The organism is Hyphomonas neptunium ATCC 15444, assembly GCF_000013025.1.
In the GTDB taxonomy this organism is placed as follows: Bacteria; Pseudomonadota; Alphaproteobacteria; order Caulobacterales; family Hyphomonadaceae; genus Hyphomonas; species Hyphomonas neptunia.
Map to the genome: position 1 here is coordinate 1,925,282 of NC_008358.1, position 16,362 is coordinate 1,941,643.

Consider the following 16,362-nt stretch of genomic DNA (forward strand, 5'->3'; position numbering starts at 1 on the left):
TGTTGCAATCAAATCTTAAGGGTTCGCGCTGCGGGCAGATGACAAACATCGTCTGGAAAGCGCGGCGGGGGGAACCGTCTGCGCGCCCGCTCAGGGTTCATGACGGAGAGACTATATGTTGACCAATAACAAATTCCGCGCGGTGCTTCTCGGCTGCGCTGCAGTTGCGCTTCTCGGCGCATGCAGCGGCTCCGATGGCGTCGCCTCGCCTGGCGTTGGCGCGTTTGTCCCGCCGCCTTCCGCGCCGCCACCAGCCCCGCCCCCGCCGCCACCAGCGCCGCCTCCGGCGACCGGCGGCCCGGCGGCTGACTGCCCCGCTGATTTCTCAAACGTTGGTGTCATCTCTGACAACCGCATCTGCCAACTTCCCAGCAGGATTGAAGGCAACCTCGTCGTTCCTAAACGCGATGGCACCGTCTATTCCATCAGCGGCCGTACAGAAGTTGGCCGTGACCTCGGCGCTGATCCAAACGCGCCAGATCCAAACGGTGTCGCTGGCGTCCTGACCATCGAGCCCGGCGTAACCATTTTTGGCGACGTTGGCCTGAACTACATTCTCGTGAACCGCGGCTCCCAGATCTTTGCCGAGGGCACAGCTGATGAGCCGATCATCATGACCAGCCGCGAGCGCGTTGAAGGCACGGCGACTGAGAACACGATCGGTCGCTGGGGCGGTCTCGTCATCAACGGCCGCGCTCCGACAACGGATGGCTGCGCGGCTCTCCCGCCGCCGGATGCCTCCTGCGAAGCGCAGGTCGAAGGTTCCAACGCGTTCTTTGGTGGTAATTCGCCTTCAGACTCCAGCGGGCGCATTCGCTATCTTCAGCTCTCCTATTCCGGCTGGCGCATTGCACCGGACAACGAGCTGAACGGCATCACCTTTGCCGGCGTCGGCAACGGTACGACGGTCGACCACGTCCAGGTCCACAACAGCTCGGATGACGGCATCGAAATCTTCGGTGGCAACCTCAATCTCAGCCACCTCGTCCTGACCGGTAACGACGACGAAAGCTTCGACACCGACTCCGGTTGGCGCGGCGCTGCCCAGTTCGGTATCGTTTACCAGCGCGCCGATGGCGGTGACTACGGATGGGAAACCTCCTCTGCCGGCACCAATACGGCGACCTATTTCAGCCGCCCGACATATGCCAACTGGACCGTTGTAATGCGTGACGCCTCCACCCGCGACGGTATCATCCACAACTCTGGCCACACGGCTCGCGTTTATAACTCGGTGATCCGTAATCCGAGTGCGAACCAGTGCCTCCAGATTTCCGGCGCTGACACGATGGCGAACCCGAACGGCGTTGCCGGCAACGGCCCACTTTACAACTCGGTGTTCTTCTCCTGTGAAGGCGGCAACGTCGAGGGCTCCAACGGCACAACCACGCCAGATGTTGAAACGCTCATCAATGCCGGCGCCAACAACGTGCTGGACGGGGTCTCAACCCTCATCAATGGCTTCATCAACGGTGACAACGAGAACGCTGTAACTGCTTCGGCCTTCCCGGACGCTCTGAACGACGGTGACGGCCTGCCTGCAAACAGCTTCATCACCGACTTCCTGGAGCCGGTGGATTATATCGGTGCTGTCCGCGATGAAACGGACAACTGGTACGAAGGCTGGACCTGCAGCCTGCCCGGCCAGGCCACCTGCCACTAACGCATGATTTGGCGGAGGCCGCGGTTTCCGTGGCCTCCGCCTCAATCATATCTGCAGCATCCATTCAGGATCTCGTCACATGAAATTCAGCTCGCTGTCTCTCCGGGCACTGTTGATCGCCTCCACGGCAGTCCTTTCGCCCACTCTCGCATCGGCTCAGACCGAGACTACCTCTGACACTTCTGCGGAGGCGGCGGCTCCCGAAGCAGAAGATCTTAAACTCAATGAGGTTGTCGTCCTTGGCCGGTATATTCCAGAAGTGCTGCGCAGCACCTCGGAAGTCGCCGCGTTTCTGGCGCCCGAAGACCTTGCACGTCAGGGCGATTCCGACGCTGCCGCCGCTTTGGCGCGCGTGACCGGCATCAACATCGCGGAAGGCCGCTTTGTTTATGTCCGTGGCCTTGGGGAGCGCTATTCCGCTGCCCGGCTCAATGGCTCGCCGCTCCCCAGCCCCGAGCCACTCCAACGCGTAGTTCCACTTGACCTCTTCCCGACAAACATTCTCGAGAACGTACTCGTTCAGAAGACATATTCGGTGGAATATCCCGGCGAGTTCGGCGGCGGCATAATTGATCTCCGCACCCTGAACATCCCGCAGGAAAGCTTCCTCGATCTCAGCGTGTCCGGCAGCTACAATACGGAAACCACCGGCAAGAACGGCCTCACCTATTACGGTTCTGACACGGACGTGCTCGGTTTTGATGATGGCACGCGCAAACTGCCCGGCGCCGTCCGCCAGGCAATGTCCACCGGCCTTCTCGTCTCGTCTCCGAATTTCACGGACTCCGAAATTCAGGCCATGGGGCAAGCCTTCACGAATGCACCGATCAACCTCATCCAAAAGAACGACAGCATCCCGCTGAACGGAAGCTATGAAGCTTCCGGCGGCACCTCATTTGATCTCGGCAGCGCCGAGCTCGGCGTGATTGGTGTGCTCGGCTATTCCAACGACTGGCGCACACGCAATGCTGTTCAGGAAACCGGTCGCCTCAGCAACCAAGAGCTGATCCGCGCATCCGACTATGAGTATGTCTCGACCGAGCAGAATATCGGCTGGGATGCCCTGTTCGGCATGGGTGTGGATTTCGGCGATGACAAGATCGACTGGACCAACCTCTACATCCGCCGCACCACCAAGCAGGCGTATAGCCGGGAAGGCTATAACTTCCTGTCTGACCGTGATGTCCGCAACGACCGCACAGCCTGGTATGAACGGGAACTGTACAGCACACAGCTGAACGGCGAACACTTCCGTGGACCCTGGACATTGAACTGGCGCACCGCGCTGTCGCAGACCAAGCGCGACGCACCCTATGAGCGTGAGATCAACTATATCTTCAGTGATATAGCGAATTCCTACATCTACGATCCTTCGGGCTCGGGCTCATCGAACACCATTGGCTTCTCTTACCTTGACGACAAGGTCATCAGTGGTGGCGCGGACGTGAAGTACGTCCAAACCCTCTCTTCGGCGCGCGATATTGAATATTCTGCGGGTGTTGAAGCCTATCAGAACGAGCGTACCTCTCAGACGCGCCTCTTCAGTTTCGATATCGACAATCCCCCGCTGGATTTCCTGATCCAGCAACAACGTCCGGATTTCCTCTTCGCAAACTACAACATCAATCCCGATGTGTTTGTATTGCGTGAGACAACATCTTCCGAAGGGGCTGCCGCCTATGACGCAGACCTTGAGGTCCTCGCGGCCTATGCGAAGGTTGATGCAGAAATCTTCCCGTTGATCCGGACCGCAGTCGGCGTTCGTTTTGAAGACGCAACACAATCGACGACCCCCCTCTCGCTCCAGACATCGGCAACGCCGCCGAGCGTCCCGCCGGAACTGGAAAACCAGTACCTCCTGCCGGCCGGCACGCTGACCTGGAACTTCGCGGAAGATCAGCAGCTGCGTCTTGGCGCGTCCAAGAGCATCGGCCGTCCCCAATTCCGTGAGCTGGCGCCCCAGCAATACTATGACCCGGAGAGCAGCCGTATCTTTATCGGCAACCCCTACCTGGTCGACACAGAAATCCTGAACCTCGACGCACGCTACGAGAAATACTTCGATCGTGGTCAGGCGCTGACTGCAGGCGTGTTCTTCAAACAGCTCGACAGGCCGGTGGAATCCATCGTCATCGAACAGAGCGCTTCAATCTTTCAGACCTATCTGAACGCACCCGAAGCCGTGCTGTACGGCGCCGAAATCGACATCAAGCGGGTCTTTGACAGCCCGATCCGGGGCGCGTTCTTCGACACCAAGGAATTCCTCGTACAGGTGAACTACACCTACTCCACCTCCGAGGTAAAAGCCGGTCCCGGTGATGTTGTGTTTCCATTGCAGGCAGGCGGCCAGCCTCGCCCGGCAACCGAATACATCATCGATGGCACACGCCTCCAGGGCCAGTCAGAGCATATCGGAAACCTGCAGATTGGCTGGGATGACGAAGCTGCCCGCTCGCAGCTGACCCTCCTCCTCAACTATGCCAGCGAGCGGATTACGGCCCGCGCGCCGTCCGGTCAGCCAGACTTCATGCAGGACCCCGGCATCAATCTTGATCTGGTGTACAAGAAGGGCTTCGACCTGCGGGGACAAGCGTTCACCTTCGATGTCAAAGCCCGCAACCTGCTTGGCGAAGACTTCGAGGAATATCAAAGCGGCAACGGTGGTTACATCCGGGTCAACCAGTACGACCTGGGCACCACCTTCTCCCTTGGCCTCAGCGCCGAGTTCTAACTCTGGTTAATTTTCGCCCAACCGGAGAAGCCCGCTGAAAATAGAGGCGCAGCAAGGTATAACTGCCTGCTGCGCCTCACATTTTTAGTGAACCCGCGCCTGTTTCAGGCTACGGAAAAGCGGATACAGTTTGAGGGTAGAGAAGCTGAATTCCCGCATCCTCAGGGCAGCCTTCGTCTCAGAACTGTCGCACAAGTGTGATTTAGCATTCGGAACACCTCACAGGAGGCCATGGCAATGAAACTATTCGGACCAGAAAGCGGCGCCCGGCTGGCATATGGTTCGATTGGCCGGACTGCGGTTGAAGCTGTACTCGCCCTTACGACGGGTCTTCTTCTCGCACGATTTGCCTGGGTCATCGTCGCCCCCGGCAACGCCGCCGGCGCATTTCAGGCGCCTCCCCTTCCTGCCCTGGCTGACGCTTCGAGCGCTCCGTCATCCCTGTCGCTTCTAACTCAGACAGACCCGTTTCAGGCCGCGTCGCCCGATATGGCTCAGGCCGCCATCCCGACATCACTGAACCTCCAGATTGCTGGCCTTCGCTGGTCCGATGGCGAGGCTGGCACAAGCAGCGCCGTCCTCATCCTTCCCGACAATACGCAAAAGCGCGTTGCCGCTGGCGACCAGATCATTTCCGGCGCAATTCTGGAATCGGTTGCAGCCGACCGCGTGTTCCTGCGCTTTAATGGTCAGCTTCAGGAGCTTCTCCTGAAAGACCCCAACAAGCCGCTTTTCGCTGCTTCCAGCAATGAGAGCGGCGCGCCTGCGCCAACAACGTCTGCCCCGCAAACAGATCAAGGTCAGACGGCCACCTCCACACCGCAAACCGTAACCCCGGCTTTGCTCATGACCGACATTGATATGCAGCCCGAACTGCGCAACGGGGCTGTAACCGGCTATCGCCTGTCGCCCCGCGGTCAAGGCCATTTCCAAGCTGCGGGCCTGGAGACAGGCGATCTTGTTCTTCGCGTCAACGGAGCCAGCCTCGAAGGCATGGGGCCCGACGCCATTCAGGCGGCCGTCATGTCTTCGGATGTCATTGCGCTTGATGTTGTTCGCCGGGGCGCGATCGTCCGCCTACGGCTCTCTCCTGATTCCGGCCTTTCTCAATGACCAAGCGTATATTGTTCGCGGCGGTTGCCGCGCTCTCTGCCTCCCAGTTCGCGACAGCTCAGGCGCCCGCCCCTTCACAGGACAAGCACGTCCTGAACCTTGAAGATGTCGAGTTGAACACGCTCATCGAAGATATTTCGATGCTCACCGGCTACACGTTCATCACCCACCCGGATGTGCGCCGGGCGAAAGTGTCGGTCATTTCGCAAACGCCAATGACGACTACGGAACTTTTCCAGGTTTTCCTGACGACATTGCGAATTCAAGGTTTCGCGGCCGTTCCCGCCGGCAAGGACACTTACCGTATTGTGCCCCGCGCCATCGCGTCCACAGAAGCGCCCATGTCTGGCCCTGGCCCCAATGCATTCGTAACCGAAGTCATCAAGCTCGACCGCGCCAATGCAATGGAAGCGGCACAGATGATCAAGCCGTTGCTGGACGCTCAGGGGCAGGTTGTCGCCAATGCGGGAACCAACACGCTTGTCGTTGTCGACTATGCTTCAAATCTTGAGCGGGTCCGCCGCATCATTGAAACACTGGACCGCGATCAGACGGTTACGGAAACTGTACCGCTCACCAACGTTCCGGCCGTGGAGATTGAAACCGTCCTTACACGGCTGCAGGGCGATCCCTCGGCGCAACAGGGTCAAGCCCCGTCGCGCCTCTCGGCTGTTGCCTCCCTCACAAGCAACTCCATCATTCTCCGGGGCGACGCTACCTCCGTAGAGCGCGCAAAGCGCGTCGCGCTCGAACTGGACGCCACAAACCCTCAGCGGGATCACGTCCGGGTCATCACCCTGAACTATGCCGATGCAGAAGAAGTCGTGCCTATTCTGGAGCGCGTCGCAAACAGCATGGCGATGCAGCGCGCGCCTTCTGAAACGGCGCCCGTTGCCCAGACGATTGCCCATCACGGCCCCACCAACTCCCTGATCATCAGCGCCAACCCGGAGACCATCCTCGCGATGGAACGTGTCGTGACCGCGCTCGATGTCCGCCGGCCCCAGGTTATGGTGGAAGCGATTATCGTCGAGATGTCGGATGACGCAGCCCGTGAATTGGGCCTGCAATTCCTTCTGGCCGGCACAGGGGGCGACGTTCCCTTTGCCTCCACCAACTTCTCCCGCGCGGCGCCAAACCTCCTCGCACTGACAGGCGCGCTGGTTACCGATGCATTCGAAGACCCAGCCGCAGAAAACCCGTTTCGCGAAGCCGCCATCAGTTCACTGACCGGTTCTTCCGGCCTTACACTCGGCTTTGGCGGCACATCCGGCGACAATCTGTTCGGCGTCATTCTCAATGCAGTCGAAGACGATACCGCTTCACGCATCCTGTCCACGCCCTTTGGCATGACACTCAACAACGCAACATCCGCGCTGATTGTCGGCCAGGAGATTCCCGTAACAACGGGGCAGGTTCTGGGCGAGGCGAACTCGAATCCTTTCCGCACAGTTGAGCGCAAAGACATCGGCATCCAGCTCGAAGTCACCCCACGCATTGGCGAGAACGATACCGTTCGTCTTGACATTCGTCAGGAAGTTTCCAGCGTCTTCGGCAGCGTCGGAACCGTGACGCCGGATCTGATCCTCGACAAGCGGGAGATCCGCGCCAGCGTTCTCGCCGATGATGGCGAGATCATTGTGCTCGGCGGCCTGGTTGAGCAGACAGATACGCTCCGCGACACCAAGGTTCCGGTTCTGGGCGATATTCCGGGTGTCGGACGCCTCTTTCGCTCGGAGGGCAAGGCCGCGACGCGCCGCAACCTGATGGTCTTCATTCGCCCCACCATCGTTCGCAACAAGGCAGATGCGCAGGCCGTCACTCAGCAGAAATACCTCTACGTACAGGCTGAGGAGCTGATGCGGGAGCAATCCCCGGCCGGCTCCATTGACCAGTACATACGCGAAGTTCTGGGCACCGGCGGCCCGGCCACGCAACTGGTCCAGCCGCCGCAATAATCCTCTCATGGCGCGCGCTCAGGTCACCTACTCATTTGCCCGCGACAAGGGGATTGTTGTTATCCCCGGCCGGTCGGATTTGACGTTTGCCGTTCGCGAGGGCGCAGACCCGGCCGCGCTGCTTGAGGCGCGCCGCGTCACCGGACTCCCGGTGCATCTGGAAGCCATGAATTCTGCCCAGTACGAGCGCCAGTTGTCGGAGAGCTTCGGTCAAGGGCGGCTTGACGGCAGCGCTGCCGAAGCCGCCGCCGGAACGGGCGGCGACCTGGAAAGCCTGTTTGACGGCCTTCCGCAAACGGAAGACCTTTTGGCCGGTGACACCGAAGCCCCCATCATCACACTTATCAACGGCCTGCTTCAGGACGCCATCCGTCGCCGGGCATCTGATATTCATATTGATCCATTTGAAGACAAAATGTCTGTCCGTTACCGGATTGATGGCGAGCTACAGGAAGTCTTCACGGCGTCCCGCCGCGTTGCCGCCCCGCTGGTTTCACGCATCAAGGTGATGAGCCGCCTTGATATTGCAGAGAAACGCATGCCCCAGGACGGCCGCATCTCGTTGACGCTCGGTGGTCGCGCTCTGGATGTTCGTGTCGCGACCCTTCCAACACGCTACGGCGAACGGGTTGCCTTGCGTATACTCGATACCAAACAGGCATTGCTTGGTCTCGAAACCCTCGGCATGGACGAAAACACGGAGAAGCGTTTTCGCACGGCATTGAGCGAGCCCAACGGCGTGATCCTGGTAACCGGCCCCACGGGCTCGGGCAAAACCACCACGCTTTATTCCGCCCTTGCCCAGCTCAATACCGGTCGCGTCAATATCATGACGCTGGAAGACCCGGTAGAATACGGCCTCGACGGGATCAGCCAGACCCCGATGGATCACAAGGTCGGCCTCACCTTTGCCGCCACACTGCGCTCGATCCTCCGGAATGATCCCAACATCGTCATGGTCGGCGAAATTCGCGATGCGGAGACCGCCGAAGTTGCGCTTGAGTTTGCGCTGACCGGACGCCTCGCCCTGTCCACCATCCACACGAACAGCTCGGCAGGGGCGATCACGCGTCTGCGCGACATGGGCGTGGAAAGTTTTCTGCTTGCCTCCACGATGCGTGCAATCCTGGCCCAGCGGCTGGTGCGCCGCCTGTGCGTTCATTGTAAGGAAGCTTACGCCCCACCCCCAGCTCTGTTGGAGCGGCTGGGCCTTGAAGACCGGGCAGACCTGACCCTTTACCGGCCGGTCGGCTGCGCTTCGTGCGGGCAGACGGGTTATGAAGGCCGCCTCGGTGTTTATGAACTTCTGCTTGTGGATACCGCGATCCGCCGCATGATCCATGAGGGGGCAACCGAAGAGCAGATTGAGCGCTCAGCCTTCGCCAAATCTGATATGCTCTTCCAGAATGGACTGCGGCATGTGTTGAGCGGCGACTCAAGTGCTGAGGAGTTGCTGCACGTCTGCCGCCGGGAGGCGTGGTTCGGTGGCAGCGTTTGAATACAAAGCCCTGACAGCAGATGGCCGGCGCACCAGCGGCGTCATCTCGGCTGACACCGCCCGCGCCGCCCGGAAGGAACTCCGGGATCGCCAGCTGACGCCGGTCGCGCTCACGGAGGCGCGCGGCGAAAAAGCGCTGGGCTTCGCCGGGGCCGGCCGCCTCAGCGAAAAGGACCGCACCCTGCTGACCCGCCAGCTCGCCGTGCTCGTCTCCTCCGGCATGACCATCGAACAGGCTCTCACTGCTGCCGCGGGCGACAGCGACGCTTCTCCCCAGCGCGGCCTTCTCCTGGGTGTACGCTCGCAGGTTATGGAAGGCTCAACCCTCGCCGAAGCGATGCGCGCAGCGCCGCGCGCCTTCCCGCCCCTCTTCCGCGCAGTCGTTTCCTCTGGTGAGTCGTCGGGCCGCCTTGGCCTCGTCCTGGATCAACTCGCCCACCATCTTGAGCGCAGCTACCGGCTCCGCACCCTGGTGCGCTCGGCTCTGATCTATCCGGCGATCCTTGGCATCATGGCCACGCTGATGGTCACCGCCCTCATGGTATGGGTGGTGCCCAAGCTGGTAGAGCAGTTTGCGATGTTGGGCGCCGACGAGCTGCCGCCGCTGACCCGGTTTGTCATTGGACTGTCCGGATTTGTCCGCGATTGGGGGCTCTTTGTGCTCGTGGGGGGCGCGATTTGTCTCTATTTGTCCACGATTGTCCTGAAAGCGCCCGCCTGGAAACTGCGCTGGGATGCCTTCGTCCTGCGGATTCCCTTCTTCGGAGACATGGCGCGAAAAGTCTCCGCCGCGCGCTTCGCCCGCATCCATGCCACCATGTCCGGCGCCGGCGCGACAGTCTTGGAAAGCCTCTCTGGCGCCCGTAACGCAATGGGAAATATGGTGTTTCGCTCCGCGGCCGATCAAATCCTGGAGATCGTCCAGCGCGGCGGCGCACTCTCTTCGGCAATGAAATCCACAGGGGTCTTCCCCCAGATGATGGTCCACATGGTCGCCAGCGGCGAAGCCGCCCGCAACGTCCCCGCTATGATGAACCGCGCCGCCGATTTCCTCGAAGACGAATTTGAAACCGCCACCAATGTTGCCCTAGGACTCCTGGAACCCATGATCATTATTTTCCTGGGCGGGATCGTCGGCACAATCGTTCTATCGATCATGCTGCCCATCATGCAGCTCAACACTCTCGCCCTCGGATAAAGGAGCGTCTTCATGTCCCCCGAAACAGAAACAAAGACTGCAGAAGTCCGCCGCAGTGAGGCGGGTTTCTCCCTTGTCGAACTGATGGTGGTTGTTTTCATCATGGGCCTCCTGGCCACTTTGATCATCGTCAATGTCGCGCCCGTCGGCGATCGCTCACGCGTGACCAAAGCGCAGGCCGACATCTCAAACCTTGAGAATGCTCTCGAGCAGTACAGCCTCGACCTCTACTCCTATCCTTCCACGGATCAGGGCCTCGCCGCGCTGTCCAGCCCGCCCGCCGGCGTCGATGCCACGCTCTACCGTCCCGGTGGCTACATCCGCCGCGTTCAGGAAGACCCCTGGGGCAACCCCTACCAGTACACCTTCCCCGGCACGCGCTCGGGCGGCCGTTTTGACGTCTTCTCCTTCGGCGCGGATGGCCAACCCGGCGGCGAAGGGAATGACGCAGACATCGGCAACTGGGACTGACCCAAACCTTGATCGACATTTTCTCCCCTGCGAAGCATTCCGACGCTCAGGCACCTTTGCGTGATCCAGAGGCCGGGCTGTCGCTTGTCGAGATCATGGTAACGTTGTCCATAATCGGTGTGGCAACGACCCTTATCCTCCTGACCATCCCTGCCCGTCCGCTCCACAAGCAGGAAGCAGATCGTTTGCAGGAAGCCCTGGAGCAAACCGCCGGGCGCTCACTGGTCACGGGGCAGCCGATGGGGCTGATCATTGAGGGGCAAAGTTATACGCCCGCCATTTGGCAGAATGGAAACTGGCGCCCGCTCCAAAGCTATCAACTTCCGTCCGGCATCCGCTTTGAAATCGATGGCAAGGCTCCCATGGCTCCGGAAGAAGGTGAAACGGCGCTCCCTGCCGTCATCTTCGACCCTCTGGGCCATACGGCTCCCGTCTCGATCGAGCTTGTGCGCAACAACTCCAGAACGAGCCTTACCCTGTTGGCAGATGGCCGCGTCAGTACTGAGGTGCGCTGATGAATGATCAGCGCGGCTTCACCCTCATGGAAGCGCTCGTAGCGGTCGCAGTCTTCGCCACCGCCGCCATGGGACTCATATCTCTGAATACCAACAGCATACGCATCAGCGCACAGCTTGGAGACCGCACCCTGGCCCGCCTGGTCGCGGAAAATATTGCCGTCTCCACCGTCACCGATGCTCAATTGCAAGTCGTTGGCCGAACCGCAGGAGAAGCGTCCCAGCGCCGGCAAACCTTCGAGTGGGAGCGAACAATAACACCCGCCCAACGGGCTGACCTGATCCAGATTTCAATCCGTGTAAAGCTGAAAGGTGAGGAGGAATCCATCCTCAGCGAATTGACGCTTCTGCATCGTAGCGAGCGCGCGCCATGAGCTCCGCAGGCGCATCTCAGTCGGGCATCTCGCTCGTAGAAACAATGATCGCTCTTTTCGTGGTGGCGCTGCTTGCGACCGCTGGCGGTATCATGCTCACCCAATCCCTGCGCGGTGCCCGTCTTGTTGAGGATCGAGGCTCTGACGCGCAGGAACTACAGACGGCACTCTCCGTCATCCGGGACGATTTCTCCGCCTTTGTCGATCGCCCCAGCCGCTCCGACGCCACATCTGAATTGCCAACCCGCTTTGAGGGCCAGCCCGTCCGCTTCGACGGGCGGATCGTCACCTTCATTCGCAATGGTTGGCCCAATCCCGCCGGGCATCCTCGCAGCGACCTGCAACGCATTGAATATAGCTTCGTTGACGGCGCCTTGATCCGGCGGTCATGGAGCGCCCCGGATGCCGGGCCAGGCACGGATATTGCCGAACAGACATTGTTGAACGGCCTGGAAAATATAACCGTCCGCTATGGCCGCGAACAAGGCTGGCAGTCTGATTGGATCGTGCCGGCCTCATCGGCAGACACTCCGTTCCCGGACAAGATTGAACTGACGATGTCATTTGGCGAAGAAGACACACTGACTGCATTGTTTCGCCTAGGCCTGCGCGAATGATAAAACCTCATCCCCAACGCGGCGCTGCCCTGCTGTCCATACTCCTGATCGTTGCGGCCCTGGCTGTTGCAGCTCTCATCGCGACGACAGCGATTGCCCGGCAAACCGATCTGGCAAAAGCCGCCGCCCGCCGCTCCGACGCCAGCTGGGCAGCTTATTCGGCCGAAGCTCTGGCGCTCAGTGCTGTTGGTGAACTCTCCACCCTCACCAATGGACAGCTCACACCCCTGACGACCGGCCTCATGGAGCCTGTCGTTATTCCGGTGCGGGGCGGCGTTGTGTCTCTGGAAGTTTCGGACGCGTCCAACTGCTTCAATGTCAACGCTCTGGGTAGTCCAGATGAAGGCGCCGCTACACTCGCGCGCCTATCCTGGATCAGCCTCCTGGGCGACATGGAAATCCCCACCACTGACGCAGCCAGCCTCGCCAACGCGCTCAGTGATTGGCTTGATGCAGACAGTGACGCACGCCAGGGCGGCGCGGAGGACGGATATTATCTCACATTGCAGCCCGCCTACCGGGCTGCAAACCAGCTCATGGACAGCCCCCGCGAACTGGCCTCAGTATTGGGGTATTCCAAGGCCCTTCAGGACGCTTTGGAACCTTTCATTTGCGCCCGGCGGGAGCCTTTGATGTCGCGACTGAATATAAATACCCTCCGCCCGGATCAGGCACCGCTACTGCGCGCCAGCTATTCCGAGGCTCTCACTCTGGCGGCGGCAACACGCATACTCGAAAATCGGCCGGAAACAGGATGGCCGGGTGTTGACCAGTTCGAAGCACTCCCTGACATACGCACAATCCCTGAAGGTCAGAAGCGGACGGAAGCCTTGTCGACAACCAGCAGCATGTACCTGGCCGAAGGGCAAACAGTTCTGGACGGCGGAAGCTGGCCCTTCTCCTTCGTCATTTCCGCCGGTGGCGGAGCCGCCCCCACCATTGTCTGGCGCAGGACGGGGGAAGAATAATGAAATCTGTTCTCTATGTAGCCCTCCCTTCAGATGCGGATGGTTTGATCCAGATTGCCCAGGAACGCGGCGACCGCCTCGAGATTGTAAATCACCGCGGTCCTTTCGGTGCTGCCAGTTGCGTTGCTTTCGCTCCTGCCACTTCAGTCGGCCACTTCAGAGCCATTGTGCCAGGGCGAAACGAAACGGAAGCAACGCGGGCTGCGCTTTACGCCATTGAGGATGAACTCGCTCAGCCGGTCGAGGACGTTCATATCGTTCTTGGTCCGCGCCTTAAAGAGACGGCCGAACGCGATATTTATGTCGTCGACAGATCCTTGATGAAATCCTGGATCGATCTCCTGACCAAGGCCGGGCTAGCGCCTGAGAAAATCCTGTCGGAACAATGTCTGTTTACGGACATCGATCATCCCGTGAATTTGGGTGATCGCATCATCCAGCGAGAAGGCAACCGTATTGTCGGGATAGATGCCGCGCTCCCTCAGCAGGCGCGCGATGCGCTCTCCGCGCCCACCCTGGAGCCGTCGCTAGAGGACGGCCTCCATTTAATTCGCCTGGCGGAGCGCAGCACGACCCGTCCCGCCGTAAATCTCCGCACTGGCCCATTCACGCTTACAAAATCCGCAAAACAAGGCGTCAGCGCATGGCGCAAAGCCGCTGGCATCGCGATCGCCGCGGCTTCGGTCTGGACAGGCACACTTATCCTGGAGGCGCGTAATTATAACCACGCCAAGGAGGTAACAGAAAAGCGGGCCGCCGAACGCTACACCGCATTGTTTCCAGTCGCCGCCATCCCCACCAATATGGACCAAGCCACGCGGGAGATGCTCGCCGTTGCTGCAACACCCGACACGCTGGACTTCCGTACATCTGTTGCCGCGCTCTACGAAGCCGTCGCTCAAAGCACCAACACCCAGATAACAGCTCTGAAGTTTGAGGGAACCGACAACCGCCTGACAGTCGACCTTAGCAGTCCATCACCAGAAGCCTTGGGGGCGATAATCTCTTTCCTTCAAAGCAGAGGGTTTCAAGTTACGTCACCAGAGCCCGTAGCCGGCGACGAGAGCTCTACGACACAGATCATCCTGGAGCCCGTGCCATGACCGGCTGGTGGAACACGCGCACTCCGCGCGAGAAAATGCTGCTCGCGATTGCAGGGTTCATCCTGGCAGTCGCCGTCATCTGGCAACTCGTCCTGAACCCGGCGATCCACACCCTTGAAAGGGCAAAGCGCAGTCATGAGCAATCTGCGCAAACCTTGGCGCGTCTGGACCGCATAGAATCGTTGATGCAGCAAGGCGAAACAATCCTCCCTTACGCGACTGCACCGTCCACTCAGGATACGGCAGCCCTCCTGTCAGAGGCTGAACGGATGGCCCGTGAAGGCAACCTGCTGCTCAGCGGCTCGGAGCCTGCAAGCCCCTCTTCCTTCCGGGTGAAACTGTCAGCTGTGTCTGGACCTGCCTTCTTCCAGTGGGTTGAGCAGGTCGAAACGGGATTGGGCGTGTCTGTCAGCGCGGCGTCTCTTACACAGAATGCAGATGGCAGCATGGACGCAGACACTGAATTCAGCCTTGATGGTGTCTCATGATGCGTTTCCTGCTCCTCCTGGTCCTGATCGCTGGCTTTGTAATTGGCGTTGTCGCCTTTGCCCCCTTGAGTTTCATTCTGAAAACCAGTGGCGCCGAAGCGCGCGGCCTGAGCTGGACTTCGGCTGAAGGCACGTTGATGGGCGGCAGAATTACCGGCCTTAGAGCTGGCCAGGATGTGCTCGGTGATGCCACGTTGAAGCTCAATCCGGTCTCCCTTCTGGCTCTTGGCATAGAGTATGATTTCGACTGGGCCGGCCCTTCTGGCAAAGGTACCGGCAAAGCCGCAGCCTATGCGACGGGAACCACGGAGCTTCGAGACTTTAACATTGAACTCGACTTCGCCGCGCTCGATGGCGTTGCTGCGTGGATACGCCAATCTGGTGGCAAAGCTCGGCTCACCGGCGACATCATCCGCTTCCGGAAGGGTGCCTGCGATAAAGCCAACGGACAGGCGTGGAGCGACGCGCTGGGAAAAAACGCCGCCGTTTTAGGGCCCGGTTGGCCGGACATGGCAGGTGAACTTTCCTGTGACGGAGATGCGCTTCTGATACCCTTCAAGTCAGCAAATCCATCCGGCACACAACTCGACGCCACTGCCCGTTTCAATATTGATGGAAACGGCAATCTCGAGGCACGTGTCTCCGGCGTGATTCCGCAACAATACCAATACGGCCTGCCCATTGCCGGCTTCGTTCCTGACGGCAACACATACGTCTATCGCTATCCTGCTCTGCCTCGCGAGGTGCCAAGATGATCCGCTTACTGACTCCTGCATTCCTGGCGCTTTGCATCGGCGCATGTGCCAGTTCGCCTGCAGCTGAACAAGACAGCTCCCCTGCGTCGGCTATGGACTCGGTTGCCGCGGACATACCGGTAGAAGGCTTGCCGCCGCAAACGCTCGCCGCAGGCGAATGCGGCCTTTTTCTTTGGGGAATGGCGGCGCCGCGCCGCTTCACATTCTTCACCGAAGCCTCATCCGGTGAAGCCTTGATGCTTCATGAAGGCGCGCCGATGACGCTTGTGGTGACCGATAGCAATGGCGAAGTTTTCGGCCAGTTTTTCACCCAGATTCAGTATCTGTCAGCAGACGGCAAATGGTCGGTCAACCTCACCCTCAATCCAGGAGAAGTTCTGGAGGGAGGACAACGTGTAGAGTCCGGCCGCCTGGTTACGACCGGCGCTGACGGCTGGGAAACGGTGCTCCCTGTCACCGGGGTCCGCGCGTGTATTCCTGGATAATCGGGCCCGGATAATCGGCCTCCAATGATCAGGTAAGCAGGTCCACCGGCACTGCCAGCGCATCGGACAGGCGCTTGGCAGTCTTGAGGCCGTAGGACATGCCCCGCTCAATCGCGGAGATATGGTTCGGCCTGATCCCGCAAAGCTCGCCAAGTTCCTTCTGCGTCATCAACCGGAATTGGCGAACCACGCGAACCGGATGCTCCCCATCGCTGATCCGCTTCAGCAAGGCCGGCGGCAGAGGCACAATGTTGGGATCAGCCCCTTTTACGCGGCCGTTGGTTATCTCCTTGAGACTGCTCTCAAGTTCGGCCACCTTCTGCTCAAGGTCGATCACGCGCACCTCAAGCGAATAGACGAGTTTTGGATCGTGCATTTTGTCCGCTGCCCCTGTCATACAGGATGCAGCGCTACTGCGGTTCCGC

16 protein-coding genes are annotated in these 16,362 nt (G+C 59.9%); 15 read left to right on the forward strand and 1 reads right to left on the reverse strand.

All coding sequences use genetic code 11. The features are described from left to right. Nucleotides 1-115 precede the first annotated feature (115 nt). From HNE_RS09210 to HNE_RS09280, 15 genes are all read left to right on the forward strand, one after another. Complete coding sequence (locus HNE_RS09210) at nucleotides 116-1,663, forward strand: hypothetical protein (protein ID WP_011646863.1); 1,548 nt, start codon at nucleotides 116-118, stop codon at nucleotides 1,661-1,663. Nucleotides 1,664-1,742: 79 nt separating this feature from the next. Continuing rightward, complete coding sequence (locus HNE_RS09215; RefSeq protein WP_011646864.1) at nucleotides 1,743-4,394, forward strand: TonB-dependent receptor plug domain-containing protein; 2,652 nt, start codon at nucleotides 1,743-1,745, stop codon at nucleotides 4,392-4,394. 237 nt (nucleotides 4,395-4,631) lie between these two features. Then, the gene (locus HNE_RS09220; protein WP_011646865.1) at nucleotides 4,632-5,507 is read left to right on the forward strand and encodes a type II secretion system protein N; all 876 of its coding nucleotides are present in this window, start codon (nucleotides 4,632-4,634) and stop codon (nucleotides 5,505-5,507) included. Beyond that, nucleotides 5,504-7,465: a type II secretion system secretin GspD gene (gene gspD, locus HNE_RS09225; RefSeq protein WP_011646866.1), complete on the forward strand. Its 1,962-nt coding sequence runs from the start codon at nucleotides 5,504-5,506 to the stop codon at nucleotides 7,463-7,465. The genes HNE_RS09220 and gspD overlap by 4 nt, the downstream gene beginning before the upstream one ends. A 7-nt stretch (nucleotides 7,466-7,472) precedes the next feature. Beyond that, the gene (locus tag HNE_RS09230) at nucleotides 7,473-8,963 is read left to right on the forward strand and encodes a GspE/PulE family protein (RefSeq protein ID WP_011646867.1); all 1,491 of its coding nucleotides are present in this window, start codon (nucleotides 7,473-7,475) and stop codon (nucleotides 8,961-8,963) included. Then, nucleotides 8,950-10,161 (forward strand): type II secretion system F family protein, encoded by a 1,212-nt coding sequence (locus HNE_RS09235; protein ID WP_011646868.1) that lies wholly within the window; start codon nucleotides 8,950-8,952, stop codon nucleotides 10,159-10,161. Before HNE_RS09230 ends, HNE_RS09235 begins: the two co-directional genes overlap by 14 nt. 12 nt (nucleotides 10,162-10,173) lie before the next feature. After that, nucleotides 10,174-10,632: a type II secretion system major pseudopilin GspG gene (gene gspG, locus HNE_RS09240; RefSeq protein WP_011646869.1), complete on the forward strand. Its 459-nt coding sequence runs from the start codon at nucleotides 10,174-10,176 to the stop codon at nucleotides 10,630-10,632. 8 nt (nucleotides 10,633-10,640) lie between these two features. Beyond that, nucleotides 10,641-11,147 carry a GspH/FimT family pseudopilin gene (locus tag HNE_RS09245; protein WP_011646870.1) on the forward strand — a complete coding sequence of 169 codons (507 nt, stop codon included), beginning with the start codon at nucleotides 10,641-10,643 and terminating at the stop codon, nucleotides 11,145-11,147. After that, nucleotides 11,147-11,521, forward strand: a complete 375-nt coding sequence (gene gspI, locus HNE_RS09250) for a type II secretion system minor pseudopilin GspI (protein ID WP_011646871.1) — start codon at nucleotides 11,147-11,149, stop codon at nucleotides 11,519-11,521. The genes HNE_RS09245 and gspI overlap by 1 nt, the downstream gene beginning before the upstream one ends. Further along, complete coding sequence (gene gspJ / locus HNE_RS09255; RefSeq protein ID WP_011646872.1) at nucleotides 11,518-12,138, forward strand: type II secretion system minor pseudopilin GspJ; 621 nt, start codon at nucleotides 11,518-11,520, stop codon at nucleotides 12,136-12,138. Before gspI ends, gspJ begins: the two co-directional genes overlap by 4 nt. Next, a complete protein-coding gene (gene gspK / locus HNE_RS09260; RefSeq protein ID WP_011646873.1) occupies nucleotides 12,135-13,106 on the forward strand; it encodes a type II secretion system minor pseudopilin GspK in 972 nt (323 codons plus the stop codon). Before gspJ ends, gspK begins: the two co-directional genes overlap by 4 nt. After that, the gene (gene gspL / locus HNE_RS09265) at nucleotides 13,106-14,209 is read left to right on the forward strand and encodes a type II secretion system protein GspL (RefSeq protein WP_011646874.1); all 1,104 of its coding nucleotides are present in this window, start codon (nucleotides 13,106-13,108) and stop codon (nucleotides 14,207-14,209) included. The genes gspK and gspL overlap by 1 nt, the downstream gene beginning before the upstream one ends. Beyond that, nucleotides 14,206-14,697: a type II secretion system protein GspM gene (gene gspM, locus HNE_RS09270; protein ID WP_011646875.1), complete on the forward strand. Its 492-nt coding sequence runs from the start codon at nucleotides 14,206-14,208 to the stop codon at nucleotides 14,695-14,697. Before gspL ends, gspM begins: the two co-directional genes overlap by 4 nt. After that, nucleotides 14,694-15,452 carry a type II secretion system protein N gene (gspN, locus tag HNE_RS09275; RefSeq protein WP_035591167.1) on the forward strand — a complete coding sequence of 253 codons (759 nt, stop codon included), beginning with the start codon at nucleotides 14,694-14,696 and terminating at the stop codon, nucleotides 15,450-15,452. Before gspM ends, gspN begins: the two co-directional genes overlap by 4 nt. Next, nucleotides 15,449-15,937: a hypothetical protein gene (locus HNE_RS09280; RefSeq protein WP_011646877.1), complete on the forward strand. Its 489-nt coding sequence runs from the start codon at nucleotides 15,449-15,451 to the stop codon at nucleotides 15,935-15,937. The genes gspN and HNE_RS09280 overlap by 4 nt, the downstream gene beginning before the upstream one ends. Nucleotides 15,938-15,965: 28 nt before the next feature. Here HNE_RS09280 and HNE_RS17995 read toward each other — a convergent pair whose 3' ends face one another. Beyond that, on the reverse strand, nucleotides 15,966-16,313 hold the full coding sequence (locus tag HNE_RS17995) for a helix-turn-helix transcriptional regulator (RefSeq protein WP_011646878.1): 348 nt from the start codon (nucleotides 16,311-16,313) through the stop codon (nucleotides 15,966-15,968). Nucleotides 16,314-16,362: the final 49 nt, after the last annotated feature.